Here is a 25,832-nt window from a genome sequence, read left to right as displayed (position 1 = left end):
AACTTGACTGTGACATACCGCATTGAGCGTTTCTGGCAAGGTTTCGGAGGATTTCCTCAAATGCGGCGATTTTTCGTTTGCACCCAGACCTGCGGCTTTGCCATCCTGTTGACCTGCAAACATGTCCTTACGGAAACCAAATCTCATGTCGAAATCCACCATCGTGCTCGGCGCCGGTATCATCGGCGTTTCCACTGCCATTCATCTGGCGCGGCGTGGCCGCTCGGTGATCCTGGTGGATCGGCGCACGCCCGGTGAAGAGACTTCGTTCGGAAACGCCGGCCTCATTCAACGCGAGGGAGTCGTTCCCTATGGATTTCCGCAGGATATAGGCCTGCTGATCCGCTATGGTTTCAACAACAGGATCGATGCCCACTATCATGCAAGCGCCCTGTTCAAGCTCGTTCCGTTTCTTGGACGGTACTGGTGGCATTCCAACAAGAGCCGTCATCAGGCTATCGCGAAGGCCTATGCACCATTGATCGAGAATTCGATCCTCGAACACCAGGATCTGATCGAAGCCTCGGGCGCCCAGCAGCTCATTCGCAAGGATGGCTGGATGAGCCTGTTTCGCACGACCGGGAAGCAGGATGCCGAGCTTGCGGAAGCAGAACGGCTGGCCAAGGAATATGGTGTTGGTTATCAGGCGCTGACACGGGAAGACCTCGCCCGCGAGGAGCCGCATCTTCGCGGCGACTTCGTTGGTGCCTTGAAATGGAAAGACCCCTGGTCGGTGACTGACCCGCATGGGCTGACCAAGGCATATCTGCAGTATTTCCAGTCTCTCGGCGGTCGTTTTGCCTCCGGCGATGCGAGCAGCCTTGCTCCGCGCGCCAGTGGCCACGGATGGCAGGTCATGACGAGCGACGGCCCGTTGGATGCAGACGTAGTGGTTCTGGCCCTTGGTCCCTGGGCAGAGGACGCAACGCGGAAGCTCGGCTATCGTTTCCCGCTTGGCGTCAAGCGAGGCTACCACATGCATTATGCGGCAGCCGGCAACGCCGTTCTCAACAACTGGGCCATGGATGCCGAGCGCGGCTATTTTCTCGCGCCAATGGATCGAGGTATCCGCCTGACGACGGGCGCCGAGTTTGCCGATCGGGACGCACCGAAATCACCCGTCCAGCTTGCCCGAGCGGAAAAGGTGGCACGCGAGATCTTCCCGCTTGCCGAACGTCTCGACGCCGAGCCCTGGATGGGTGCACGTCCCTGCACGCCGGACATGATGCCGGTGATCGGCAAAGCGCCGCGCCACGAGGGCATGTGGTTCGCCTTTGGCCATGCGCATCACGGCCTGACGCTTGGGCCAGCGACTGGCAGGCTGGTTGCGGAGATGATGACGGGTGAAAAGCCATTCCTGGACCCGACCGCATGGCGGCCCGAGCGTTTCAATCCGTGAGCTGACCGGGGGTCCCTCAAGGAAAATGACAGGCGGCTAGTCTTTTGGAGCACAAACTGCTATTGGATTTTGACGTTACATCAAAGACTTCTTGTCCGGTCGCGCGGGCTGGAAGATGATATGGCAAAAAGCCAGTGAGCGGGGAAAGCCGGGGATGGTCCGTTTTCTGATCTACAACGCGAAGAGCGTCTATCGTTAGCGGCACGTCCCGCTTGCGTGGCGACACGTGTCAAAGATCCAGAAAACCCGAACTGCTCCAATGGTATCCCATGAACATGGCCGAAGAGGCCCGCGAATTCTTTGCGGCAAATCCTGATATTGAAGTTCTAGAAGCTTTCGTCATCGACGTGAACGGCGTGCCACGCGGCAAGTGGATACCGCGCGAACGGGCCATTGATGTGTTGACCAAGGGCATGGCCATGCCGCGCTCGGTCTATGCGCTCGATGTCTGGGGCCGTGACGTCAACGCCGCGGGCCTTGCCGAGGGTACCGGCGATCCGGACGGCATCTGCTTCCCAATCCCCGGTACGCTTTCGCGCGTGACATGGTTGTCACGTCCGACGGCGCAGGTGCTGATGCAGATGCACACCCAGGAAGGCGACACTTTCTACGCCGATCCACGTCAGGTCCTTGCCCAGGTGCTCGCACGCTTCAAGGCGGCAAAGCTGACGCCTGTGGTGGCAACCGAACTCGAATTCTACCTGATCGATCCGGTGCGCTCAGCGCTTGATCCCGTTCGTCCGCCAAACACCCGCGACGGACGCTGGCATACCGGCCAGACGCAGGTTCTTTCCATCTCTGAACTGCATGATTTCGAAGAAGTATTTCACGGGATTTCCGCAGCAGCCCGTGCCCAGAATGTGCCTGCTGACACCACGCTTCGCGAAAACGGTCCAGGACAATATGAAATCAACCTCAACCATGTACCGGATGCGCTAGCCGCAGCCGACTACGCAGTGCTCTTGAAGCGCATCGTCAAGGGCGTGGCGCGCGCCAATGATCTCGATGCCACCTTCATGGCAAAGCCCTACGGCACCCAGGCTGGCAGCGGCATGCATGTGCATTTCTCGATCCTCAACGAAAACGGCGACAACATCTATGTCGGCGATGATGGTCCCTCGCCTGCCCTCTTCCATTCGGTCGGCGGCCTCCTGGAAAACATGGGCGAAAGCATGGCGATCTTTGCGCCGCACCAGAATTCCTATCGCCGCCTGCGCCCGTCCGAACATGCGCCCACCTACGCCTCCTGGGGTTTCGACAACCGGTCTGCGGCCGTGCGCGTCATCACCGCGTCGAAGCCGGCAACGCGCATCGAACACCGCGTCGCCGGTGCCGATACCAATCCCTATCTGGTTCTGGCGATGATCCTGTCGGCGGCGCTGGCCGGCATGAAGGAAAAGCTTTCGCCGGGTGGTGCGATCTCCGGCGATGACCATGCGGTCAGCCACGAGCCTTTGCCGACCAACTGGGACTATGCGCTGCAACGCTTTGCCAAATCGAGCTTCGCCTATGCGGCGCTCGGGCCGAAGTATCGAAGCCTTTATACCGCCTGCAAGCAGCAGGAACTCTCGGAGTTTTCGCTGCGTGTGACCGACGTCGAATACGACGCCTATATCCGGACCGTGTGAGGTGACGCCATGACCAAGTCGATCGGACCCAATCCCGGCCATGCGGCCTCCTACTATGCAGCCTCTGCCCGCGACAAGCGCGTGCGCCCGAAGCTCGACGGCCCGCACACTGCCGACGTCTGCATCATAGGTGCCGGCTTCACCGGCGTTTCAGCGGCACTCGAGCTTTCCGAAAAGGGCTATGCCGTCATCGTGCTGGAAGCCGACCGCATCGGCTTCGGCGCGTCCGGGCGCAATGGCGGCCAGATCGTCAACGGCTATAGCCGTGACCTCGAGACGATTGCCAAGCGTTACGGCCAGGACAAGGCCGATAAGCTCGGCGAAATGTCGCTCGAAGGGGGCCGCATCATCCGCGAGCGGGTGGCCAAGTATGGGATCGAATGCGACCTCGTTGATGGCGGTTTCTTCGCGGCCTTTACCGACAAGCAGGTCAAGGAAATGGCCGGCGTCCGGGCGCACTGGATGAAACATGGCCATGACGGGCTGGAGATGGTCTCCAAGGCCGAGGTTGCGAAATATGCGAAGACCGACCGTTATGTCGGCGGCATGATCGATCACCATGGTGGCCATATTCACCCGCTCGATCTGGTGCTCGGCGAGGCGGCAGCGGCCGAAAGCCTGGGCGCCAAGATCTTTGAAAACTCCAAGGTCGTGCATCTCGACACCGGCCCGCAACCCTTCGTCTGTACCGAAGGCGGGATCGTCAGGGCCAAGCATATCCTCGTCTGCGGCAATGCCTATATGGCGGGGATCGCGCCGAAGGTGACCGAGAAGATGATGCCGGTTTCCAGCCAGGTCATGGCGACCGAGGTGCTGGATGCCAAGCTGATCGAGGAACTGCTTCCGGCCAATTACTGCATCGAGGATGCCAATTACGTACTCGACTATTACCGCCGTACCGCCGACAACCGTCTGCTCTATGGCGGCGGCATCGGCTATGGCGGCCAGGACCCGAAGAACCTGACGGGTGTCATCCGTCCGAACATGCTGAAAACCTTCCCACAGCTGAAGGACGTGAAAATCGACTTTGCCTGGAGCGGCAATTTCGCGCTGACGCTGACGCGGATCCCGCATATGGGCAAGCTTTCGGACACCGTCTATTTCTCGCATGGCGACAGCGGCCATGGCGTGACGACGACGCATCTGCTCGGCAAGATCCTGGGCGAGGCCGTGCATGGCCAGATGAGCCGCTTCGACGTCTGGTCGTCGCTGCAGGCCTATCCCTTCCCGGGCGGGCGGATGTTCCGCGTGCCGTTTACGGCGCTCGGTGCCTGGTATTACGGTCTGCGTGACCGTCTCGGCGTGTAATCCGGAAGCTGATAAACGACGGAGTCAGGCGAGATTGGCGAGACCGCCAAGCGCCTCGGCGACGATGCTTTCGACGGGCTGGTCGATTGAAACCGTGACGACACCCGGTTCGCCAGTTGGTATCTCAAGGGTCGCAAGCTGGCTGTCCAGCAATGTGGGCGGCATGAAATGGCCGGTGCGGGCACCCATGCGCTGGCTGAGAAGCGCCTTCGAACCGTGTAGATAAACAAATGTGAGATGATTGCCGGTCGCGGTTCTGAGGTGGTCGCGATAAATCGCCTTGAGAGCCGAGCAGGACACGACAATCCCCTCTCCCTGTTGAAGCGCTTCAGCCATTTTCTCACCGATCAGGGAGAGCCATGGCCAGCGATCATCATCTGTCAAAGGTATTCCCTTCGCCATTTTGTCGACATTGGCGGCGGGATGAAGAATGTCGCCCTCGATGAAGGGCAGGCTGAGCGCGGAAGCCAGAGCTTCCCCAACGGATGACTTGCCGCACCCGCTTACGCCCATGACGATGATAGCCTTTGGAGAAGAGGATGGTGATAACGGCATAAATCGTCCTGGCGAATACGGTTGAATGGCGTGCGACCATAGCCCCATTCAGGCCAAATTCAATTCGGCATCCAATGAGGCGCGATGCTTGCCACCGGCCTTGATCGCGGCTGCCGTTTTCTCTGCCATCATGATCACCGGCGCATTGGTATTGCCGCCGATCAGTCTTGGCATCACCGAGGCATCCACGATCCGCAGGCCATCCAGCCCGCAGAATTTCAACTCCGGATCGACAACAGCATCTGCATCGGAACCCATCCGGCAGGTGCCAACGGGATGATAGATCGTGTCAGCGCGGGCGCGAATGGCCGCATCAAGCGCCGCGTCGGACGCGCCGGCTGGATAGAGTTCCTCGCCGCGATAGCGGTCGAACGCGCCGCCCTGCAGTATCTCCCGTGTCATCCGCACACCTCGGCGAAACACCTCCAGATCACGTGGATCGGTCAGATAGGCAGGGTCGACCAAAGGCGCTGCGTGCGGGTCGCCGCTGGCCAGTCGCACTGTGCCGCGCGAATGCGGTCGCAAGACACAGACATGGGCGGAATAACCATAGCCCCAGTGAAGCTTGCGGGCATGATCATCGACCATCGCCACCAGGAAATGCAACTGTATGTCTGGTCGATCAAGCGCCAGATCCGTCTTCAGGAATGCCCCCGACTCGGCGCAGGTGGAACGCAGGTGGCCGGTTCCATGCCGCCGCCATTCTAAGGCGGCTGCGATGGTATCCGTCATGCCCGCGTATCCGAGGCCAAGACAGCCTGTGTCCGAGGAACGAACGATCATCGTGTAGTCGAGATGATCCTGCAGATTGCTACCGACTTCCGGCTGGTCGAGAGCAACCTTGATGCCATGCGCCTTGAGATGATCAGCAGGACCAATCCCGGACAACATCAGCAATTGGGGTGTCTGGAGGGCCCCGGCGCAGACGATCACTTCACGCTCTGCCCGCAAGGATTTTTCACCTCGACCATCCTGGCAGATGACACCGACTGCTCGCCCGTTTTCCAACTCCAGACGGAGCACCTTCGACGCGGTGATAACTGTCAGATTTGGACGGGACAGGTGATCAAGGAGATAGGCCGCCGCCGAGGAACAACGTTCGCCCTTCTTCGGACCATGCCAGAATTGTGTCGCCTGGAAGATGCCGGCCCCTTCCTGTTCCGGTCCATTGAAGTCAGTGTTGATCGGATGGCCACGCTCAGCCGCCGCCTCCAGGAAGGCCTGATTGATTGGCCGGACCCAATCGGCATCGGAGACCTGAAGCGGACCGCCCCGACCATGCAGAGCGTCGCTGCCGCGCTCATTGTCCTCGCTTTTGATGAAGAAGGGCAGGACGTCCTGGAATGACCAGCCGTGGCAACCGAGGCTTGCCCATTCATCATAATCAAGCGCATGACCACGAATATACAGCATGGCATTGATCAGGCTTGAGCCGCCCAGCCCCTTGCCTCTCGGCTGAAAGCACACGCGGTCGTTCAGGCCTCTTTGCGGCACTGTGGGGAAACACCAGTTGTGGCTTTTCACCCTGCCCGGTACCGTGAAAATGCCTGCAGTCGGCACGCGCGTCAGCAGGCCATTGGCAGGTCCGCCTGCTTCTATCAGGCACACCGTGACATCCTGATCTTCGCTCAGCCGTGCGGCCAGAACCGAGCCGGCGGAGCCTGCACCGACGATCACATAATCGAACATTTCCCCTCGCCCGGTAAGCCGGTCGCGAAACAGGCGGAGCAGCTTACGTTCACGTCAGACTAACAAAACGCCCAGTGGTTTCAAGCGGCGGCCTCCTGGTTGCAGGAATACGGGGCCGCAATAGGAAAGGGCCCACCCAATACCGGGCAGGCCCTCGAACACATCCAGAGTTTGTCACTGTCAGGCCGCAGGCGACGTTGCCGCTGCACGCACGGGGCGGGGCTGAAGCTCATCAAGCCCCAGAAGAAAATTGATCTGCGGACGGGCCTTGACGAGGTCGTCGATCGAATACTCCGACAGAACGTCAAAAAATGCATTCAGCGCCTTGCGAAGCGCGGAATTGAGCCCGCAGCTATCGATCAAAGGACAGTCGACATCACCATCGTCCTCGAAACATTCCGCCATGGCGAAGGAGTCCTCGGTCACTTTTACGACGTCGAAAAGACTGATCTTTTCCGCAGGACGACCGAGCTTCACGCCGCCGTTGCGACCACGAACGGTCTCGATCAGACCGGCCTTGTTCAGCGGTTGGAGGATCTTGAACAGAAAAAGTTCCGATACCCCATAGGCCTTGGCGATTTCCGGGATACGGCTCAACTGCCCGTCATTTGCTGCGCAATACATCAGCATGCGCACGGCGTAATTTGTCTGTTTTGTCAAACGCATGCACGAATCCTCAGTTTCATTGGGGCCTTATATAGCGGCTTTTGCAGTTTTGAACAATTCCAAAATACTCCACTTATAAGTTTCCCGCCTGCAAAACAGGCTTCCGCAGATTGACACTCATAGCGAATTCATGAATATGCCGCTCAACATTATGCCGAACAATCCGGTGAGGAGATCCACCACCATGAAAAACTATGTTTTCAGCCTCGCAATGGCGACCGCTGTCCTAGGCTCCACCGCTGCATTCGCGGATGGCGAAGTCAATGTATACTCCTTTCGCCAACCTGAGCTGATCCAGCCTCTGCTCGATGCATTCACAGCAGAAACCGGCGTAAAAACGAATGTCCTTTTCCTCGACAAGGGCCTTGTTGAACGCATCGAAGCAGAAGGTACGAATTCTCCGGCGGACGTGATCCTGACCATCGATATTGCGCGTTTGACACAGGCCAAGGACGGCGGCGTCACTCAAGCGGTCGAAAATGAAACGATCAATAGCCAGATCCCGGCGCAATATCGTGACCCCGAGGGCAACTGGTTTGCGCTGACGACACGTGGACGTGTTGTTTACGCCTCGAAGGAACGCGTCGCCGAGGACACGATCACCTATGAAGAACTCGCAGATCCAAAGTGGAAGGGCCGCATCTGCATGCGCGATGCGCAGCATGACTACAATGTGGCGCTGTTTGCATCGATGATCGCTCACCATGGCGCCGAGTACACCGAGACCTGGCTCACCGGCCTGAAGAACAACCTTATCGGCAAGCCGGCCGGCAATGACCGCGCCCAAGCCAAGGCCATCCATGCGGGCGAGTGCGACCTCGGCCTTGCGAACACCTATTATCTCGGCCTGATGATCAACAACGACAAGGAACCGGAAGAGAAGGACTGGGCAGCCTCCGTAAAGGTCCTGTTTCCGAACGCTGGCGACCGCGGAACCCACGTCAACATCTCGGGCATGGCGATGGCCAAGAACGCGCCGAACCGCGATAACGCGATCAAGCTGATGGAATTCCTAGCTTCGGATCAGGCGCAGCAGCTTTATGCCGAGCGGGTTTATGAATACCCGGTTGGCCCGAATACCAAGCCTTCCGAGACGGTTGCCGGATTTGGTGCGATCAAGCCAGATATGCTGCCCCTGGCTGAAGTGGCCGCAAGCCGCAAAGCCGCATCGGAGCTGGTTGACAAGGTCGGCGTGAACAACGGTCCAAGTGAGTGAGCTGACAGTGCGTTGAATTAGAGCGGTTCATTTCTAATTGAACGGCTCGAAACAAGGGGTGGCCGGCAAAGCCGCCCCTTTTCTTTGGCTTCATTTCGGTGTTCGTGAACACGTATTTCGCAGGAATGCCGAGATCATGGAGAAATCGACAACTGCGAAACCGGCGCGTTGCCGGCCCTGTTTGGCCATCTCGAACTGCCGCTGAGCTTATGGCGCACCACTCGACTTCAGCTCGCTTGCATAATCTGCGATGGCCTGACGTCGCTCCGCCGTCCCGGGGTGGGTCGACAGAAACGAGGAGTCACCTTCGAGACCAAATTCGGCCTCGATAACTTCAAAGAAGCGACCGATTGCAGCCGGATCACGGCCTGCCCTGTGCATCAGTTCGACTGAAATCCGATCTGCTTCGTGCTCTGCCTCGCGCGAATGAGACAAGGCCACAAGAGCCGCGCCATTTGTCAGGATGTCTTCACCGGCCGTCCCGATGTCGCCGGCGATCAGCATGATCAAACCGGCTGTTCCCGCCGCACGGTAAAGCTGACGCAGGGAGTGTTCCCGTTCGACATGGCCGATTTCATGCGCCAGAACACCGATGATCATATCCATGTCCCCATCGGCGAGCGCAATCAATTCGTCGGTGATGACAAGCGTTCCGTCGGGCAGAGCGAAGGCGTTTGGCCCGATCGCACCACCCTTGCGGAAATTGACATTATAGCCTTCCGGCCCCCGCCCAGAGACGGCAGCCACGGCGGCAAACCCGTCGAGGATTTCCTGTTGCTTTTCCAAGGAAAGTTCCGTCTCGCTGAATACCGCCTGGTCGAGAGACAGCAGCGTGCCGCTTGCCATCCACTGCGTCACCGCAGGCGGTGTTACAAGAACGGCAATCTCGACCATAGCCGGGACCGCATAGCGATAGATGCCGAAAGCCAAAAGGATGATGCCGACGACCACCACCGCGAGGCGCGGATGGAAGCGTTCCAGCTCGTGAACAAAGCCCCCACGACGATGGTTTCTGACCCAATGGTCTACAGCATCATTGTCTGCGGTTTCAAACATCGAGCCGTCAGCGAAGGTTATCCGTCGGGGTATACTGCCAATACGGGCAGAGATGTCCACCTTGATGAGATCATTCATGGTCAGCGGATCACGGCTGTCTCCATCAGCGCTGACAAACAAGGTCTTGCCTGTTCCGGACAAAGTGGCAGGGATCGCCCGACTGGAACCAGGTGGGTGCCAGAAACCGCGGGCGATCATTCGTATGTCAGAAGCCAAAATCGAACCCTTCAATATCGAGATATTCCGCCGCCGCAGCCGAACCAGATCGCTCGATTGATGATATCACATCATCGAGCGGGCCATCGACCAGGATTCCGGAATGTTCGATAGTGTAACGATGCTCCCGCACTGCGGCCCAGGGTCGCATCAGGCCGAGCGTTATGACAGAGATGACGAAGTTCGACAGGACAATCCAGAAATAACGACGACGTCCAAGGTCGGAGAAAAGACGGTGACGACCGTCAAAGACAGTCGCGTTCATCACGACATTTCGCACGCCGACGCGATAGAAGATCCCCGACACTGCGAAAATGACCAGAGTCGGAATGAGGACACCATACATTGCCAGAATGAGCTGGATCTCGTTGTCACCCCCCATGTCGCTGCCTGCTATGGAGAAGATTGCCAGCGCGCCAAGACCAGCTGCGATCGCCGCACCAACGAGAAAAATGATAAACGCAGGCAACCAGACCCGATAGAGGGCTCCCAGCCGGGGATCGCTTTCAAACCTGCGATCACCATAGCGCAAATTGTTGAAGATGTAGCGATAGAGCCAGCGGCTGGCGAAGGGCGCAAGAATTCCAATGGAGAGAAATGATACCAATCCACCGCCTATGATCGCAACGAAGGCGCCCCAGGTCTTTCCGGTGAAGTCGAAGCGAATGTTGCGGTAGCTCGTAATACGGGCATTGAAACGTAAGCTCCGCATTACGATCCAGGGCAGAAGCAGAAGCATCAACAGACCAAGGACGATACCGGCAATCGGGCTGATCGTCAGGACGATGTTGTAGATCACGATATAGGCGATGACGATCACACGACCTATCAGGATCTGCAGACCACGCGCATGATAGTCAAAAGAGTGACTATCAACATAGCTATTGCCATAAAAATAGCGATTGCGTCTGACTTTTGCCCAGGCGGAATAAACGCCAATGGTCAAGATCGTCAGCAGAATATTGACGATCCAGATGCCGAAATACTCGCGTGCATTTCCGCGGAACTCGCCGCGCTTCAGATCCGGCTCATGGTCGGCTGCCGCTTGCTGCATTCAAAACCCTCTCGCTTGCAAGTTCTAGTCAGACGCCTTCGGCCCCAAGAGAGACGTCGCCCGTCAGAGATCACGCAGATATGATGTGCTCAAGTGCGGACTGACGCTTGTTGCTGCAGACATCACATAAGGCGGCAAGGTGTGACTGTGATGACACAAGCAAGAAACGGCGGTCCGGGCCGCCGTTTCTCAATCCAACTGTAACTTCAGTTTTGCTGTGGCAAACTACTTCATTGTCGGCATGACGAATTCCGCACCGTCCTTGATGCCGGACGGCCAGCGGCTCGTCACCGTCTTGGTACGGGTCCAGAACTTGATGGAATCCGTACCATGCTGGTTGAGATCGCCGAAGGAAGAGGACTTCCAGCCGCCGAAGGAGTGGTAGGCGAGCGGAACCGGGATCGGAACATTGATGCCAACCATGCCGATGTTGATGCGGCTGGCGAAGTCACGGGCGGCGTCACCGTCGCGGGTGTAGATCGCGACGCCATTGCCGTATTCGTGCTTCATCGGCAGTTCGAGGGCCTCCTCGTAGTTCTTGGCGCGAACGACCGACAGGACCGGGCCGAAGATTTCGGTCTTGTAGATATCCATATCCGGCGTGACGTGGTCGAAGAGGCAACCACCGACGAAGTAGCCGTTCTCATAGCCCTGGAGCTTGAAATCGCGGCCATCGACCACGAGCTTGGCGCCGGCTGCAACGCCGCTGTCGATCAGCGACTTGATGCGGGCCTGGGCTTCCTTGGTGACGACCGGGCCCATGTCGGCCTTCTCGTCGGTATAGGGACCGATGCGCAGGCTTTCGACCATCGGGGTGAGCTTCTCGATCAGACGGTTGGCGGTTTCCTCGCCGACCGGAACGGCGACCGAGATCGCCATGCAGCGCTCGCCGGCCGAGCCGTAGCCTGCCCCCATCAGCGCCTGGGCAGCCTGGTCAAGGTCAGCATCCGGCATGATGATCATGTGGTTCTTGGCGCCGCCGAAGCACTGGGCGCGCTTGCCGTTCGAAGCGGCCGTTCCATAGACGTAACGGGCGATCGGGGTCGAGCCGACGAAGGAGACGGCCGAGATATCAGGATGAGTCAGGATGCCGTCGACGGCAGACTTGTCGCCGTTGATGACATTGAGAACACCTTCCGGAAGACCCGCTTCGATCATCAGTTCGGCGAGGCGGATCGGAACGGAGGGGTCACGCTCGGAGGGCTTCAGGATGAAGGCATTGCCGCAGGCAATCGCAGGCGCAAACATCCACATCGGGATCATGGCCGGGAAGTTGAACGGCGTGATGCCCGCGCCGATGCCGACGGGCTGGCGGATCGAGTACATGTCGATGTTCGGGCCTGCACCTTCGGTGAACTCGCTCTTCGACAGATGCGGGATGCCGATGACGAATTCGCAGACTTCCAGACCACGGACGATGTCGCCCTTGGCGTCTTCGATGGTCTTGCCGTGTTCGCGCGACAGCGTCTCGGCGAGGCTGTCCATGTTATCGTTCAGCAGCTGGACAAACTTCATGAAGACGCGGGCGCGGCGCTGCGGGTTCATGGCCGCCCACTTGGCCTGGGCCGACTTGGCATTCTCAACGGCGGCGTTCAGCTCTTCGGCGCTGGCAAGCGAGACTTCGCCCTGCACTTCGCCGGTGGCCGGATTGAAGATGGCCTGCTTGCGGCCCGACGTGCCGGCGACATGCTTGCCGCCGATGAAATGACCAACCTGGTACATGGGTTTCCTCCTGGATTTTGATGAAGGCAGTATGCGCTTTAATTTGCACAATTCAACGTGATGATTTACGCATCCGTTGTGCAAAATTCGATGCAAGGTTGCCAATGAACTGGGATGATGTTCGCATATTTCTCGCCGTCGCGCGGACGGGCCAGATCCTGGCCGCGTCTCGCAGGCTGGGGCTCAACCATGCAACACTTTCGCGTCGTCTGACCTCGCTTGAAACCGCACTCAAGACAAGGCTCTTCATCCGTCGCACCAATGGGTGCGAGCTGACAGAAGAAGGCGGGGCCTTCCTCACCGCCGCCGAGCGTATGGAAACAGAGATGCTGCAGGTCCAGGCAAATCTTGGTCGAACCGACGCGCGCATCGCCGGCACGGTCCGGATCGGCGCCCCGGATGGTTTCGGCGTGTTCTTTCTGGCGTCCCGTCTTGGCGCCTTGATCGAACGTCACCCGGAGCTGAAGATCCAACTCGTGCCAGTCCCGCGGTCGTTTTCGCTTTCGCAGCGGGAAGCCGACATTGCGGTGACACTGGAGAGGCCGGATCAAGGCCGCCTGATCTCTGCCCATCTGACCGATTATACACTCGGCCTGTATGCCAGTGATGCCTACATCGCAAAAGAAGGATTTCCGCAGAGTGCAGAAGCGCTCAAGAGCCATCGAAGGATCGGCTATGTCGAAGACCTGATCTTCACGCCCTCGCTCAATTTTAAGGGCGAAGTCATGCGCGACTGGAACGCCGGGTTCGAGATTTCGTCTGCAATCGGTCAGACCGAGGCCGTATTGGCCGGGGCTGGCATTGGTATTCTGCACACATACATCGCGCGGCAACACGCCAGCCTCGTTCGGGTGCTGCCGGAATTGACCTTGAAGAGGGCCTACTGGACCACCTATCACGAAAGCGCCCGCGAACTGGTTCGAGTGCGTGCGGTCATCCAGTTTCTGCAAGATGCCGTCCAGTCCGACAGACAGATTTTCATGTAACGCAATCACATCGTTTTGTCGTCTTCGATGAATCCATTTCCCTTACGCCTTTCTGTTGCCAACCATGAGGCCGTTTCCATGTTCCGCTCTCTTTACAAAGCGTCCCTCTCCGTAGCGATACTCTCGCCTATGCTGCTTTTCGGTCTTTTTCCAGGCTCCGCACAGGCTCATGTGATGGATGGACCATTGGCAGGCTTCGGATCGGGCTTCGGGCATCCTCTGGCCGGTTTCGATCATCTGATGGCCATGTTGGCAGTCGGCATCTGGGGCGCCCAGATGGGTGGCCGCTCCGTATGGACACTTCCGACAACCTTCCCACTCATCATGTGTATCGGCGGGCTTATGGGCATGGTCGGGCTCTTGCCAGCCCAACCGCTGGAATATGGCATCTCCCTCTCCGTCATCGTTCTGGGAGCTGCGATAGCCGCAGCATGGAAAGCGCGAGAATGGGCAGCGCTTCTGCTGATTTCCGCATTTGCCCTGATGCACGGCTATCCGCACGGCGTTCTTGCACCACGCGCGAACGATCCCACCGCTTTCATTGTCGGCTTCGTCGTTGCGACCGGCCTGATCCATGTGGTTGGTATTGGCATCGGCGCGATCCTCAAGCCACTCTGGAAGGGTCGGCTCGTGCAGTTGCTCGGACTGGCGATCGCCTTATCTGGTCTATGGTTCCTCTACCGCCTCGCGATAGGGTGAGACATCAGGCGACGACGCGGCGGCAGTAAATCCCTTCAAAGTCTGGTCTGTTTCCGTGCAGATCGAGAGATTCAGTTGACAAAAGCGCATGGAACCGCGCAAACGACGGTCACCAGTTGCTCGCTTTTTGGCTGGAGCGAGAACTGCATCGCATCTTCTTCTCACCAACGGGCTTCCGATGACGACTGATACCGCAATGCTTGACTTCACCATCGTGCCGAGCACAACGCCCATGGCGGAGAGCGACCGACTGAGAGCCTTTGACAATCTTGGCTTTGGAACGCTGTTCACCGACCATATGGCGGTTGTCCAGTGGGACGCCGACAAGGGCTGGCACCACGCCGAGATCAAGGCTCGTGCGCCGTTCCAGATCGATCCCGCCGCGAGCGTCCTTCACTATGCGCAGGAGATCTTCGAGGGCATGAAGGCCTACAAGGCGCAGGACGGTCGGATCACTCTTTTCCGTCCGGAAGAAAACGCGCGGCGCTTCAACAAATCTGCCATTCGCATGGCCATGCCCGAGGTTCCGGAGGAACTGTTCCTCAAGGCTGTTGCGGAACTGGTCAAGATCGATTCGAAATGGGTACCCGAAGGTGAAGGCAGCCTCTATCTGCGGCCATTCATGTTTGCGACCGAGGCCTTTCTCGGTGTGAGGCCGTCGCGTCAATATATCTTCTGCGTCATCGCATCGCCTGTTGGCCCCTACTTCAAGGGCGGTAGCAAGCCAGTCACCTTGTGGGTCAGCGAGCATTACACGCGGGCGGCACCGGGCGGCACGGGAGCGGCCAAGTGCGGGGGCAATTATGCGGCAAGCCTGCTTGCCCAATCCGAGGCAACCAGCCGTGGCTGCGATCAGGTGGTCTTCCTGGATGCTGCCGAGCACAAATGGGTCGAAGAACTGGGCGGGATGAACGTCTTCTTCGTCATGGACGATGGCACCGTGGTGACCCCTCCCCTTTCCGGCACGATCCTGCCTGGGATCACACGCGGCTCGATTATCCAACTGGCGACGGAAAACGGTCTCAAAGTGATCGAGCGGCCCTACTCATTCGAGGAATGGGCCAACGATGCCCGAAGCGGCAAGCTGAGAGAGGCTTTTGCCTGCGGAACAGCTGCTGTCGTGGCGGCCATCGGCACTGTGCGGCATTCGGGAGGCGAATTCGTCATCGGCAATGCCGGCACGGGGATGGAGACCGAGAAGCTCCGCAATCAACTGACGGGTATTCAGCGTGGCACTGTCGCCGACGGCCATGGTTGGGTTAAGGATGTCGCCAGCCTTTAAGCACTGATTGCCGCTCGTCTACAACATGCCCCGTCGCAACCCTGCGGCGGGGCTTTGCTTTGCATGCAGCCTGGCTTATATCGACAGACAGAAACCAGCGCGATCATGTGTTTCATGTGAAGGGATTCGCAGCCGGCTCCTGCAGCAAGTAAAGGGCAGCACCGAGTGCTGCCGTCTTGGGATTGCAGATGCGGGCACCGAGCTCGCGACCCTTTGTCCAGATGACCTTTGCATGGACGACGTTGAATCCATCACAATAGATAATGCAATGATCAAGCGACCTCAGGGGCAGGCAATCATACAGGGTAAGGCGAATACCAGCTTCGCTCCAGTCTGATATCCTTGCGCTGAAATGGCACCCATATGTCAGGATCAGAGACCCCAGACTGCAGGCATGTCTTGGAAATGACCGTCGCTCCATCGCGATTCCCGTTTTAACAGGAAAAACTAAAGCAGGAACGGTAGCTTGTGCAAAGCAGAGACTGCGCTATTCGTATGTTTCACCCTAACAGAATGCGTTGCATTTTAGTGATGACAAACAAACAATCACGCGCCTCCGATCAAACGGGAGCGAAGGATGACTATCTTTGACTGGGAGGATGGTACGGTTGGCTGGAGTTGAACCAGCGACCTCAGGTGCCACAAACCTGCGCTCTAACCAACTGAGCTACAACCGCACAAATTGCGTCGACGACGTCTTGAGGGGTCACATACGGGGAGGCGGGGAAATTTTCAAGTCTTTTTCTTCGCCGAAATGAAAAGGGCCGAGCATCGCGCCCGGCCCATTCATCCTTGGGAGGATCTGTCCGTAATCAGGCGGCCTTGAAGGTCGACATGACCTTTTCGGCAGCTTCCTTGCCTGGCTTTGCAACAGTGTCTGCGACCTTCTTGGCCGTTTCCTGCATGGCCTTGGCCTGCTCGATCGTCACTTCAGCCTGCTTGCGAATGAAGGAGGTCTGCAGTTCCACGAGTTCTGCAACAGACTTCACGCCGAGCAGAGCTTCCATGTGCGAGAGCGACATTTCGGCATTGGTGCGAAGGGCATCAATCGCCTTCAGACCAAGCTCAACCGAACCGGCCTGCGCGCTTTCCATGGTGCTCTCAACGGTCTTCGTTGCTTCTTCGGCAGCTGCCTTCATCTTGGCATAGGCTTCCTTGGACTGAGCCGAGCCCTTCTCGGCGAAGTCGCGGAAGGTTTCCTGCATCTTTGCAGGGTCGAATGCGGAAATTGAGAATACGTCTTTGGTGTTCATGATCGTTGTCCTTGTTGCTTGGCTGGCCCCAACCGGACCACTGTTTCATCTGATGCTTCTCATATAGCACCCATTATTGTGCATTGCAATATGATTGTGCGATGCAGCATAAAATAATTCGTGCGAATTAACCCTAACCATGGAAACAAAGGGGGCTTGCTGGACCCAAAGCCCCTGCCTAGCTATTAAAAATCTGTTAATTTGCCGAGGGAAACGGCAATGGGAACAACAGGTCGACAATGCCAGCGCAGTATCCTTTCATCGACGTGGCCGTCCACGACAGCATTCGTCACCGCCTTGCACGCGGGGAGGCTCTTGTCGTGTTCGCGGCCTCGATGGAAAAGGTCTTGTGGGCCAATGGCGGGGGCGCGAGGCTCTTTGGGAAGCAATCGATCTACGATTTCATTGAAGACACTCCCGCTCGTGCCGATGTGATATTCCGGCAGGTCGAGACGACCGCCCGTCAGCTTCAGGTGGTAGGCGAGCGTCGCAGTCTCGTTCTGCGTATCGGCAACGGATTTCAGACGGTACCGGTCACGGCGAGCGCGCAACTCGTCGAGATACGAAGCGGCGAGCCGGTGGTGCTGCTATCCGTTCCAGCGATCAATCAAGGCCGACGTCCCAACGCCCTTGCAAGCGAACTAGTGACAGGCTTTGACGATCCAGACACGCATATCGCCGTCCTCGATGGCGAAGGGCATATCGTTGCGTCCTCGGAAGGGTTCGCGCGATTGGACCTGACGCCGCACATGGCGCGAACTCTCGTAAATCTGGTTGGTGCCGATCCGGACCGCCTGGTCAAGCGTCCCATACCAACTGGCCAGGGATACATGCCCGCAGCGATCGGTCGGATTTCTGACGAGCCTGCCCTGCATCTCGTCTTCATTGTGGAAACACTTCCTTTCGTCGGCCGCGGAGATGCACATGATGAATTGCCTGAAACCGAGGCAGACGTTGTGCAGGCGGTCAGCGCAATAGAGGAGTTTGAACCGGCACTCGAAGAAATCCGGCACGATCTGACAATCGGAGGCGCAGAGACGGAGCCACCGGCACCGGATGAGGTCGGCGCTTCAGATCAGAGCGAGGACGGGTCCCTGACGGAAGAATTTCGAGATCAGACCTCCGACACAACCGAACCCAATACAGGCCTCAAGGACGATGAAACGGAGACCCCAGGTCCAGAGGTAGTGGAGGTCGATCGGGCTTCTGCCCTGTCTGCAACCACACCAGCAGAATTGGCTGATGAGGTTGCCGAGTTCCAGTTCGATCCTCGTCGTCGTGCCAGCCGCTTCGTTTGGAAGATCGATGCCGATGGGCGCTTCACTGAAGTATCCAGTGAATTTGCCGATGCCGTCGGACCGCGCGCGGCAGCGATCAACGGCGCAGCCTTTGCCGATCTGGCGGCTTTGTTCGGGCTTGATCCTGAAGGCAAGATCCAGGATCTGCTGAAAAAGCGTGACACCTGGTCCGGCAAGACCATTTACTGGCCGGTAGAGGGGACGAGCCTGGTCGTGCCGGTCGATCTGGCTGCCCTTCCCACCTATACCCGCAATCGCGAGTTTGACGGTTTCCGCGGTTTCGGAATCGTCCGGATTGCCGATGCGATCGAAGACCCGTCAGCGATGGGCATGACGTTTGTGGAGTCGCATAAAACAGAGGAGCTTGATGAGGGCCAAGCGAAGGACCTCCCGGTTCCCTTTCACTTTGACAGCGATATTGAAGACGATCAGGCGTCCGATGCCCTCGCTGAAGACCCGCAGGAACTCAACCTCACGAACGAGGCCGGTGACGCCCGCTCGATTGAGCAGCTCGATCAGATCGTTGACGCCCACCACGATGCTCCTTCAGAAGACGCGCCAGACGATGCGCTTTCCTTCCCGAGACACAACGACAGGAACAGTGAGCCTCCCGTACTGCGGATCATGACCCCGGAACAGGGGCCCACATCTGACAAGGTCGTTCAACTGGAGGAGCGACGTAGCAAGGGCCGGGACGGCTTGAGCGCCAGCGAGCAGGCCGCCTTTCAGGAAATCGCACGCAAGCTCGATCCGATGGGGCTACGCGCTCGTGTCGAACAATCGCTCACCGAACCGGCTCCGCTGAAATCGGGTCGCCTCATCAACATCAGTGAGACCAAGGAGCCAGAGAGTCAGGATGTCGAGGAATCGGCGCTGTCATCTGCAATGCCAACGCAAAATGAAGACCATCAAGAGGCTGAAGTCTGGCAGGAGGTAAAACCGGAGCAGCAGCCTGATCGGGACGACAATCGGAACCGCATGGATGAGCAAGCGGGGGCATCTGTGCCTGGCGACCCGACCGGTCGGCGCGAAAGATGCCTTACAGGTGAAATTGTGGATCTGATGCCATTGGCGCTGTTGATCCACGCAGGAGATCGCTTGATCCATGCCAATCCGGAGTTCCTGAACCTGACGGGCTACGCGGATCTTTTCGCGCTTGAGAGTGCTGGCGGTCTTGATGCACTGATCCAGCGACGCGAAATCAACGGTGACACGGGTCACGAAAGCCAGGTGATGGTTGTTCGCGCGGATGATCGCCTGGTTCCAGTATCGGCACGGCTTCAGTCCGTCCGCTTTGATGAGACAAGCGCCCTGATGCTGGCGCTGGTCCCCCAGAACTCTGCCGAGCGCGCACAGGATGTGGTTTCCAGACCGAGCACACCTCCCGCACAGGCGAGCGAACTGGCCCGCCTGAAGGTGGAAGTCGAGGAATTGCGGTCAATCCTTGAAACAGCAACCGATGGCGTCGTGATCCTCGATTCCGATGGCGATATTCGCTCGATGAACCGCGCCGCCAGCGCATTGTTCAATTTCGACGACATGGAAACACGTGGCAAACCCTTTGTCATGCTCTTCGCCCATGAAAGCCAGCGATCCATCCTCGACTATCTTAACGGGCTCTCTGGCCATGGCGTTGCAAGCGTATTGAACGATGGCCGGGAGGTGATCGGGCGCGAAGCGTCAGGCGGCTTCCTCCCGCTGTTCATGACGATCGGCAAGCTGACCTCGTCGAATGGCTATTGCGCAGTGATCCGCGATATTACGCAATGGAAGCGGACCGAGGAAGAGTTGCGCTCTGCCAAGCGCGCAGCAGAGACAGCCAATGCGCACAAGACCGATTTCCTTGCCCGCGTCAGCCATGAAATCCGCACTCCGCTGAACGCAATCATCGGCTTTGCCGACATGATGGCGAATGAGCATTTTGGACCTGTGGGGCACCCGCGCTATGGGGAATATGCCCATGACATTGTTCGATCAGGGCGTCATGTTCTTGATATCGTGAATGATCTTCTGGACATATCCAAGATCGAAGCCGGAGAAATGGAGCTGGACTTCACTTCGGTTGGCCTCAATGAAACCGTGCAAGGTGCAGTCTCGATCATCCAGCCACAAGCCAACAGTCAGCGGGTGATTATCCGGACCGCTCTTTCGCAGTCCGTTCCCAATATCGTGGCCGACCCCCGCTCGATCAAACAGATCGTTCTCAACATCCTCGCAAATGCCATTCGTTTCACACCCTCGGGTGGCCAGATCATCGTCTCCACGTCCTATGAAACCAATGGCAGTGTCACGCTGCGCATCCGCGACACCGGCGTGGGGATGTCACGAGCAGAGCTTGAGCAGGCAATGAAACCATTCAGGCAAGTTTCGTCCGGCACCCCCCGCAATCGCGGAGACGGCACCGGCCTCGGCCTGCCCCTCACCAAGGCGATGGTCGATGCCAACCGGGCGCATTTCCAGATTTCTTCCGCGCCGAATGAAGGCACTCTGGTCGAGGTGACTTTTCCCTCGCCTCGCGTCCTGGCGGATTAAGCTGCGCTGATGGAGGCAGCGTCGGCGCTTGCGGTTGCGCTGACCGTTGAACGATAAACGCGACTGCAGCCAACAGGCCGGTTTTCTTCATTGGATGTTTCCGCTAGAGCGGAGGGCAACAATCAAGAAAAGGAAAATCCCTTGGCCATCGACGGGCAGAATGCAGGAGGTCAGCGCCCCGTTCGCATGGCGGGAGGCCGAGTGGGACCAGGGACGCTGACTTCGCTCTGCGTTGCCGCCATCGTGACCATGCCAATTGCCGCCATCGTTTTCATTGCCCTGACCGGCGCCAGTGAGGACATGCAGCATATCGTGATTAACGTCATTCCACGGGCCAGTCTGCAGACCATTCTGCTTCTTGGTTTTACGGGGCTTCTCACCGCATTCTTCGGCATCATGACCGCGTGGCTGGTGACGTCTTTTGAATTTCCCTTGCGTCGAAGCCTGTCCGTTGCATTGGTCCTGCCTCTTGCGATCCCGTCTTATCTTGCCGCCTACGCCTTTGTTGAATTCTTCGATTTCACGGGCCCCGTTCAGGCCGCCTATCGCAGTCTATTTGGCTTCAAGACGGCACGGGAATACAGCTTCCCAGACATTCGTTCGCTGGAAGGCGCTGTCTTGGTCATGTCGGCGGTGCTGTACCCTTATGTCTATCTGACCTGTCGGTCCATGTTTCTTCTGCAGGGTCGCGCCGCAGCCGATGTTGCGAAAACGCTGGGCGCAGGTCCCCTGAAAGTGTTCGCCAGAGTTCAGGTCCCTATGGCGCGCCCTGCAATCATGATTGGCCTGGCGCTGGTCATGATGGAGACACTGAACGACATCGGCGCCGTAGAGCATCTTGGTGTCCAGACACTGACATTCTCGATTTTCTCGACCTGGCTCAACAGAGGCAGCCTTGCCGGAGCAGCCCAGATCGCCTGTTTGCTTTTGGCATTCATTATCATCTTGCTCTACGTTGAAAAACGGGCACGCCGTCAGCAACGTTTCGCCAGTAACAAGACGACATCCATCGTCTCAGGCGTTGCCCGAGTTCGGCTGCAAGGGCCTAAGGCTTTGGCCGCGCCGGTCTTTTGCAGCCTGCCCGTGCTGATTGGTTTTGTCATACCGGTCTATGTGCTCTCTGGGTTTGCCATGCGTCGGCTCGACGACTTTGTCTCGGCACGGCTCGTCGATGCATTGTGGAATTCGTTGATGGTGGCATCCGCAGCAGCTTTTGCCACAGTCATTCTGGCATTCATCCTCACCTATTCAGCGCGAAGCGAGCGGTCCAGAATTGCTGCAATTGCGTCACGGGTTTCGTCCCTTGGGTATGGTGTTCCAGGAACGGTCCTCGCAATCGGCGTTCTCATCCCGCTCGCCGGTCTTGACAACGTGGTGGATGGCTTTGCCCGCTCAACCTTTGGCATTTCAACCGGCCTGCTCCTTTCCGGAACAGGATTTGCGATAGTCTATGCCGCAACGGTTCGCTTTCTGACCATGGCAGAAGGAACGATCGACGCCGGTTTCCAGAAACTGTCTCCTCATTTGGACATGGCCTCTAGAACGCTCGGTCGCTCCAGTCTGCAGACCCTTCGCGAGGTCCTGCTGCCCAACATCCACCCGGCAGTGCTGACTGCCGCGCTGCTTGTCTTTATCGAAACGTTGAAGGAACTGTCCGCAACGATCCTGCTGCGACCCTTCAATTTCAATACGCTTGCAACCCTTGTTTATGAAGATGCCTCACGCGGGATGCCACAAAACAGCGCAGTAGCCGCCCTGATCATCATTCTTGCGGGGCTAATCCCTGTCATCCTTGTGTCGCGCTCGTTGGATCGGGCGCGTTGATCTTTCTAATGCAAAAAAAGAGGCGGCTTACGCCGCCTTCATAAGGAAATGCTGCTGAACCGGAGAAGGAAGCGATCAACATCATGTCCACCGGGGTCGTATGTGACCCTCACCACACCCGCATCGGGTGGCTCCAAGTTGTATTAAGGTATGACAAACGCCTCTTAAGAAAGGGTTATTTTGGCTGTCAGATCGATACCCCACAAATGGGGTAGTGACCGCAAATTGTTCAATTCCGGAGCTCCGTCGAACACTTTCACATTCCGCGCCTTCCATCTGCTGCAAGTGCGCGACAGATGGCTCTTGTATCGGCCAATCTGCACATATTGGCGCAATTGCACGGCGCGTCATCTTCCTATATCTCCGCAGCAATCGACAGCGGCGTACCCAGCACACCTCTGAGGTATTCATGACGACACAAAGAGAACAGGACAGGAAGCCGGTGGGCTTTCGGCGACAGCGAAGGCTGCGCTTCATCCTGATCTGCATCGTCGCTTTTGGCGCCGCCTTTGCGTTTTCGCGATTGGCCGCTCCATACCTCATTTCAAGCGCAGTTGTGCGTTCGGCCATTGCCTCGGCGGTTGCGGAATGGACGGGTCATGAAGTCCTGATTACAGGCACCCCCCTCATCAGTTTCTGGCCTGAACCGCGGGTCACGCTCAATGAACTCACCATTTTCAAGCGCGAAGATCAGGACCAAGTTCTACTTGGACGGATTGGCAATTTGTCTGCATCTTTCAGTCTCTGGTCCGCCATTCGCGGCGCGCCGGAATTCGAAAATTTCCGGTTTGTGCGGCCCCAAATGCGGGTCGAGCGAAATCTGGATGGCTATCTCGACTGGAGTGACGAGGGGTTGTTGAGTGCCGCCGTGCGCAACGCCTCATTGGCGGATGATGCCACGCAATATCTCGACCCTCAGCATGATGCAGACATTGGCACGATCACGGTTGTGGACGGTGAGCTCACGCTCTTTGATGAAGGGACAGAGGCGACGGTTACCCTTACCGACATCAATACGGAGATCGAGTGGCAGCGCCTCAGTACCGGTCTAAAAGCGGAAGGGTCTCTGGTCGCCGGTGGGGAAGCCATTCGCCTGATGATCGACATGCGTCAACCATTGGCCATGTTTGGCGGAAATCCGACACAGATTACGGCTGATCTGAATTCAGATACGATGAAGTTTGTGTTTTCAGGTATTGCCGACATCGTTCACCTTCAGCCCCAAGCCGGACGATTGACCTTTGAGGTCTCGTCGTTTGAGGCCATACGGAAATGGACCGGTCTACGGATTGCCGGGACAGAACACTGGAATACGCTCAAGTTCACGGCCATGGTATCACCCGTCGACGACCTCATCCGGTTCGAAGACCTTGCCTTCACCGTCAACGGGGTCAGCGGATCGGGTCTCCTGGATCTGCATGATGTGGATGACGGCAAGTCACGCCTTACCGGTACCATCGCAGTCGAAAGGATCGACCTGCTTCATCTGGCCAAGGCATTTGATCTGGAAATGGATCGCACCAGCGACGTCAGGCCTCCGGGAATAGGTCACTGGCTTGATCTCGATATAACCCTGTCGGCACAAAGGGGCAGCATCGGCTCTCTCGATCTCGGGGAAGTGGCAACGAGCATTACGACCTCCGAAGACACCACAAAACTTCTGATCGCGGATGCAGGCCTGGTCGGAGGCAGAATCAATGCCAGTTTCGCCGGCCTTGGTGAGGGATATGAAAGAGGCGCCAATTTCCGCGTCAGTCTGGAAGGTGTTGACCTTGGTCAACTGGCGGCCATGCTTGATCTGAAGGGCCCGTCGCTGCGTGGCACGGGTTCACTCGAATTGATCGGGACAGTCGACAAGCCGTTGTTCAGTGCCAGTCTGCAAGATGTATCCGGCAGCATAAATCTGTCCATGCGCGATGGTGTATTGGCAGGCTTCAATCTTGCCGGACTGCGTCAACTGGCAGGAGACAAGGCCTATTTCCCGCTCGGCGCCGCGGGCGAAGGGGACTACTCTTTCACACAACTGAGCTTTGCCGCACGGTTCGCCCATGGTGCTGCCGAGATCGACAGGGCGAGCCTTGTGTCCACATCGGAAACTTTGAGCTTCAGCGGCCTGATACCCTTCAGCAGTGGAGGGATTGCCGTTACGGGATCGGTCTTGCCGAACCCTTCATCGGAAGAAGTGGAAGAGAACAGAAAAGTCGAGTTTCGTTTCTTCGTCGGCGGCTCATGGCCCGATCCGGTCGTTACGCCCTTTCCTCATTTTCGTTGAGCTGTTTTCGCGCAAGCTTCCGTTTCATCATAGCGCAACTATGATGATCGAATCGTGCAGCGCGAGGTACATAGCGACGTGGTCTACTATCTGAGAGGTACGCTGAAACTGCTGCTGGCAAGCCTGATTGCCGGCACATTCATGTCCTTCTTCGGGCTGACACCCATGGCTGTTCTGGAGTTCCTGGGCGTAACCCCTGAAGAGATTCAGGCTGGCCTTTATGATGGCTTCGCATGGGCGGCACCGAGAGCTCTTCTCGGCGCAATGGTCGTTCTCCCAGTTTGGTTCGTCACCTATATCCTGATGCCGCCACCGAGAGATTAATCGTCAAAAAGGGCAGTCACCCGATGGATCAACTCGTTCCTCGGGCCGCGACATGCTCGTCGCGCTGACGCTGCAGTTCGCGTTGCTTCGTGGTTATCGAGGCGATGATCACTCCGATGGTGACAAGTCCGATCAGAATGGTGCAGACAGCATTAATCTCCGGTGTCACGCCGAGGCGCACTTGCGAATAGATCTTGATCGGCAGCGTCGTTGCACCCGGCCCCGTGGTAAAGCTCGCGATTACCAGATCATCAAGAGACAAGGTGAAGGCCAGCATCCAGCCGGAAATGACAGCTGGCAGTATGAGCGGCAGGGTCACCTTGAAGAAAGTCTTCAGTGGAGGACAGCCAAGGTCAAGCGCTGCTTCCTCAAGGCTTCTGTCAAAAGTGAGCAGGCGCGATTGCACGACAATTGCAACGTAACACATCGTGAAGGTGGTGTGGGCGATGACAACGGTCACGAGGCCTCGGTCGAGGCCGACGGCGACGAAAAGCAAAAGCAGGGAGAGCCCCGTAATGACCTCTGGCATGACCAAGGGCGCGTAGACCATACCTGAAAACAACAGGCGACCATGGAAACGTCCGTGGCGCACCAGTGCGATGGCGGCCATGGTTCCAAGCACTGTCCCGAGCGTTGCGCTCAGCACCCCAACCCGTGCGGTCACCCAGGCGGCATCCATCAGTCCCTGATTGGACCACATCTCCTGGTACCATTTGAACGAGAAACCGCCCCAGACCGTCACGAGCTTGGACTCGTTGAAGGAGTAAATCACGAGGATGATGATCGGGATGTAGAGGAAGGCAAAACCGAGCGTGAGAATGGTGGCGTCGAAGCGTCCGGCTCTCATGTTATG

Annotated in this window: 19 protein-coding genes and 1 tRNA gene; 11 read left to right on the top strand and 9 right to left on the bottom strand. The window is 57.7% G+C overall.

The window, feature by feature from the left end; translation table 11 throughout:
* Positions 1–145 precede the first annotated feature (145 nt).
* The 3 genes from FE840_RS07700 (at position 146) to FE840_RS07690 (ending at position 4,335) form a co-directional block, all read left to right on the top strand.
* Positions 146–1,399: an NAD(P)/FAD-dependent oxidoreductase gene (locus FE840_RS07700; protein WP_138285431.1), complete on the top strand. Its 1,254-nt coding sequence runs from the start codon at positions 146–148 to the stop codon at positions 1,397–1,399.
* A gap of 269 nt (positions 1,400–1,668) precedes the next feature.
* On the top strand, positions 1,669–3,027 hold the full coding sequence (locus FE840_RS07695; RefSeq protein ID WP_138285432.1) for a glutamine synthetase family protein: 1,359 nt from the start codon (positions 1,669–1,671) through the stop codon (positions 3,025–3,027).
* A gap of 9 nt (positions 3,028–3,036) precedes the next feature.
* Positions 3,037–4,335 carry an NAD(P)/FAD-dependent oxidoreductase gene (locus tag FE840_RS07690; RefSeq protein WP_138285433.1) on the top strand — a complete coding sequence of 433 codons (1,299 nt, stop codon included), beginning with the start codon at positions 3,037–3,039 and terminating at the stop codon, positions 4,333–4,335.
* A gap of 24 nt (positions 4,336–4,359) precedes the next feature.
* Here the strand turns inward: FE840_RS07690 and FE840_RS07685 are convergent, their stop codons facing one another.
* From FE840_RS07685 to rirA, 3 genes are all read right to left on the bottom strand, one after another.
* Entirely contained in the window at positions 4,360–4,890 is a 531-nt protein-coding gene (locus FE840_RS07685; RefSeq protein ID WP_138285434.1) for a gluconokinase, read from the bottom strand.
* A gap of 48 nt (positions 4,891–4,938) precedes the next feature.
* A complete protein-coding gene (locus FE840_RS07680) occupies positions 4,939–6,579 on the bottom strand; it encodes a GMC family oxidoreductase (RefSeq protein WP_138285435.1) in 1,641 nt (546 codons plus the stop codon).
* A gap of 180 nt (positions 6,580–6,759) precedes the next feature.
* Entirely contained in the window at positions 6,760–7,245 is a 486-nt protein-coding gene (gene rirA / locus FE840_RS07675) for an iron-responsive transcriptional regulator RirA (RefSeq protein WP_138285436.1), read from the bottom strand.
* A gap of 184 nt (positions 7,246–7,429) precedes the next feature.
* Between rirA and FE840_RS07670 the strand changes: the two genes are divergently transcribed.
* Complete coding sequence (locus FE840_RS07670) at positions 7,430–8,461, top strand: Fe(3+) ABC transporter substrate-binding protein (RefSeq protein ID WP_138285437.1); 1,032 nt, start codon at positions 7,430–7,432, stop codon at positions 8,459–8,461.
* A 207-nt stretch (positions 8,462–8,668) separates the two neighbouring features.
* On the opposite strand, the gene FE840_RS07665 is transcribed toward FE840_RS07670, so the two are convergent.
* From FE840_RS07665 to FE840_RS07655, 3 genes are all read right to left on the bottom strand, one after another.
* Positions 8,669–9,733, bottom strand: a complete 1,065-nt coding sequence (locus FE840_RS07665) for a M48 family metallopeptidase (protein WP_138285979.1) — start codon at positions 9,731–9,733, stop codon at positions 8,669–8,671.
* Positions 9,723–10,787 carry a YjgN family protein gene (locus FE840_RS07660; RefSeq protein WP_138285438.1) on the bottom strand — a complete coding sequence of 355 codons (1,065 nt, stop codon included), beginning with the start codon at positions 10,785–10,787 and terminating at the stop codon, positions 9,723–9,725. Before FE840_RS07660 ends, FE840_RS07665 begins: the two co-directional genes overlap by 11 nt.
* A 225-nt stretch (positions 10,788–11,012) precedes the next feature.
* On the bottom strand, positions 11,013–12,509 hold the full coding sequence (locus FE840_RS07655; RefSeq protein WP_138285439.1) for a CoA-acylating methylmalonate-semialdehyde dehydrogenase: 1,497 nt from the start codon (positions 12,507–12,509) through the stop codon (positions 11,013–11,015).
* 104 nt (positions 12,510–12,613) lie between these two features.
* Here FE840_RS07655 and FE840_RS07650 point away from each other — a divergent pair, with 104 nt between their 5' ends.
* The 3 genes from FE840_RS07650 to FE840_RS07640 all read left to right on the top strand — a co-directional run bounded on the left by FE840_RS07650 (position 12,614) and on the right by FE840_RS07640 (position 15,476).
* Positions 12,614–13,495: a LysR family transcriptional regulator gene (locus FE840_RS07650; protein ID WP_138285440.1), complete on the top strand. Its 882-nt coding sequence runs from the start codon at positions 12,614–12,616 to the stop codon at positions 13,493–13,495.
* 78 nt (positions 13,496–13,573) lie between these two features.
* Positions 13,574–14,194, top strand: a complete 621-nt coding sequence (locus tag FE840_RS07645; RefSeq protein WP_138285441.1) for a HupE/UreJ family protein — start codon at positions 13,574–13,576, stop codon at positions 14,192–14,194.
* 178 nt (positions 14,195–14,372) lie between these two features.
* A complete protein-coding gene (locus tag FE840_RS07640; RefSeq protein ID WP_138285442.1) occupies positions 14,373–15,476 on the top strand; it encodes a branched-chain amino acid aminotransferase in 1,104 nt (367 codons plus the stop codon).
* A 600-nt stretch (positions 15,477–16,076) separates the two neighbouring features.
* Here the strand turns inward: FE840_RS07640 and FE840_RS07635 are convergent.
* Both FE840_RS07635 and FE840_RS07630 read right to left on the bottom strand, forming a co-directional pair.
* Positions 16,077–16,153, bottom strand: a tRNA-His gene (locus FE840_RS07635).
* A gap of 135 nt (positions 16,154–16,288) precedes the next feature.
* Positions 16,289–16,729, bottom strand: a complete 441-nt coding sequence (locus tag FE840_RS07630; RefSeq protein ID WP_138285443.1) for a phasin — start codon at positions 16,727–16,729, stop codon at positions 16,289–16,291.
* Between the two features lie 239 nt (positions 16,730–16,968).
* Between FE840_RS07630 and FE840_RS07625 the strand changes: the two genes are divergently transcribed.
* The 4 genes from FE840_RS07625 to FE840_RS07610 all read left to right on the top strand — a co-directional run bounded on the left by FE840_RS07625 (position 16,969) and on the right by FE840_RS07610 (position 24,979).
* Complete coding sequence (locus FE840_RS07625; protein ID WP_138285444.1) at positions 16,969–20,559, top strand: PAS domain-containing sensor histidine kinase; 3,591 nt, start codon at positions 16,969–16,971, stop codon at positions 20,557–20,559.
* Positions 20,560–20,745: 186 nt separating this feature from the next.
* Positions 20,746–22,383, top strand: coding sequence for an ABC transporter permease (locus FE840_RS07620; protein WP_138285980.1), 1,638 nt, complete (start codon positions 20,746–20,748; stop codon positions 22,381–22,383).
* Positions 22,384–22,792: 409 nt separating this feature from the next.
* On the top strand, positions 22,793–24,655 hold the full coding sequence (locus tag FE840_RS07615; protein ID WP_138285445.1) for an AsmA family protein: 1,863 nt from the start codon (positions 22,793–22,795) through the stop codon (positions 24,653–24,655).
* 54 nt (positions 24,656–24,709) lie between these two features.
* The gene (locus FE840_RS07610) at positions 24,710–24,979 is read left to right on the top strand and encodes a DUF6460 domain-containing protein (RefSeq protein WP_246318867.1); all 270 of its coding nucleotides are present in this window, start codon (positions 24,710–24,712) and stop codon (positions 24,977–24,979) included.
* A 28-nt stretch (positions 24,980–25,007) separates the two neighbouring features.
* On the opposite strand, the gene FE840_RS07605 is transcribed toward FE840_RS07610, so the two are convergent.
* Positions 25,008–25,826: an ABC transporter permease gene (locus tag FE840_RS07605; protein ID WP_138285446.1), complete on the bottom strand. Its 819-nt coding sequence runs from the start codon at positions 25,824–25,826 to the stop codon at positions 25,008–25,010.
* Positions 25,827–25,832: the final 6 nt, after the last annotated feature.

Origin of the sequence: Peteryoungia desertarenae (assembly GCF_005860795.2) — a bacterium.
GTDB classification, from domain to species: Bacteria; Pseudomonadota; Alphaproteobacteria; order Rhizobiales; family Rhizobiaceae; genus Allorhizobium; species Allorhizobium desertarenae.
Note: the sequence above shows the minus strand (reverse complement) of the source record. Positions and strands in the feature narration are given on the sequence as shown.

Coding starts and splice junctions, on each gene's coding strand:
- FE840_RS07645 (WP_138285441.1), top strand. CDS start 13,574: ATGTTCCGCTCTCTTTACAAAGCGTCCCTCTCCGTAGCGATACTCTCG.
- rirA (WP_138285436.1), bottom strand. CDS start 7,245: ATGCGTTTGACAAAACAGACAAATTACGCCGTGCGCATGCTGATGTAT.
- FE840_RS07605 (WP_138285446.1), bottom strand. CDS start 25,826: ATGAGAGCCGGACGCTTCGACGCCACCATTCTCACGCTCGGTTTTGCC.
- FE840_RS07620 (WP_138285980.1), top strand. CDS start 20,746: ATGGCGGGAGGCCGAGTGGGACCAGGGACGCTGACTTCGCTCTGCGTT.
- FE840_RS07655 (WP_138285439.1), bottom strand. CDS start 12,509: ATGTACCAGGTTGGTCATTTCATCGGCGGCAAGCATGTCGCCGGCACG.
- FE840_RS07615 (WP_138285445.1), top strand. CDS start 22,793: ATGACGACACAAAGAGAACAGGACAGGAAGCCGGTGGGCTTTCGGCGA.
- FE840_RS07650 (WP_138285440.1), top strand. CDS start 12,614: ATGAACTGGGATGATGTTCGCATATTTCTCGCCGTCGCGCGGACGGGC.
- FE840_RS07630 (WP_138285443.1), bottom strand. CDS start 16,729: ATGAACACCAAAGACGTATTCTCAATTTCCGCATTCGACCCTGCAAAG.
- FE840_RS07685 (WP_138285434.1), bottom strand. CDS start 4,890: ATGCCGTTATCACCATCCTCTTCTCCAAAGGCTATCATCGTCATGGGC.
- FE840_RS07680 (WP_138285435.1), bottom strand. CDS start 6,579: ATGTTCGATTATGTGATCGTCGGTGCAGGCTCCGCCGGCTCGGTTCTG.
- FE840_RS07690 (WP_138285433.1), top strand. CDS start 3,037: ATGACCAAGTCGATCGGACCCAATCCCGGCCATGCGGCCTCCTACTAT.
- FE840_RS07695 (WP_138285432.1), top strand. CDS start 1,669: ATGAACATGGCCGAAGAGGCCCGCGAATTCTTTGCGGCAAATCCTGAT.
- FE840_RS07670 (WP_138285437.1), top strand. CDS start 7,430: ATGAAAAACTATGTTTTCAGCCTCGCAATGGCGACCGCTGTCCTAGGC.
- FE840_RS07700 (WP_138285431.1), top strand. CDS start 146: ATGTCGAAATCCACCATCGTGCTCGGCGCCGGTATCATCGGCGTTTCC.
- FE840_RS07660 (WP_138285438.1), bottom strand. CDS start 10,787: ATGCAGCAAGCGGCAGCCGACCATGAGCCGGATCTGAAGCGCGGCGAG.
- FE840_RS07640 (WP_138285442.1), top strand. CDS start 14,373: ATGACGACTGATACCGCAATGCTTGACTTCACCATCGTGCCGAGCACA.
- FE840_RS07625 (WP_138285444.1), top strand. CDS start 16,969: ATGCCAGCGCAGTATCCTTTCATCGACGTGGCCGTCCACGACAGCATT.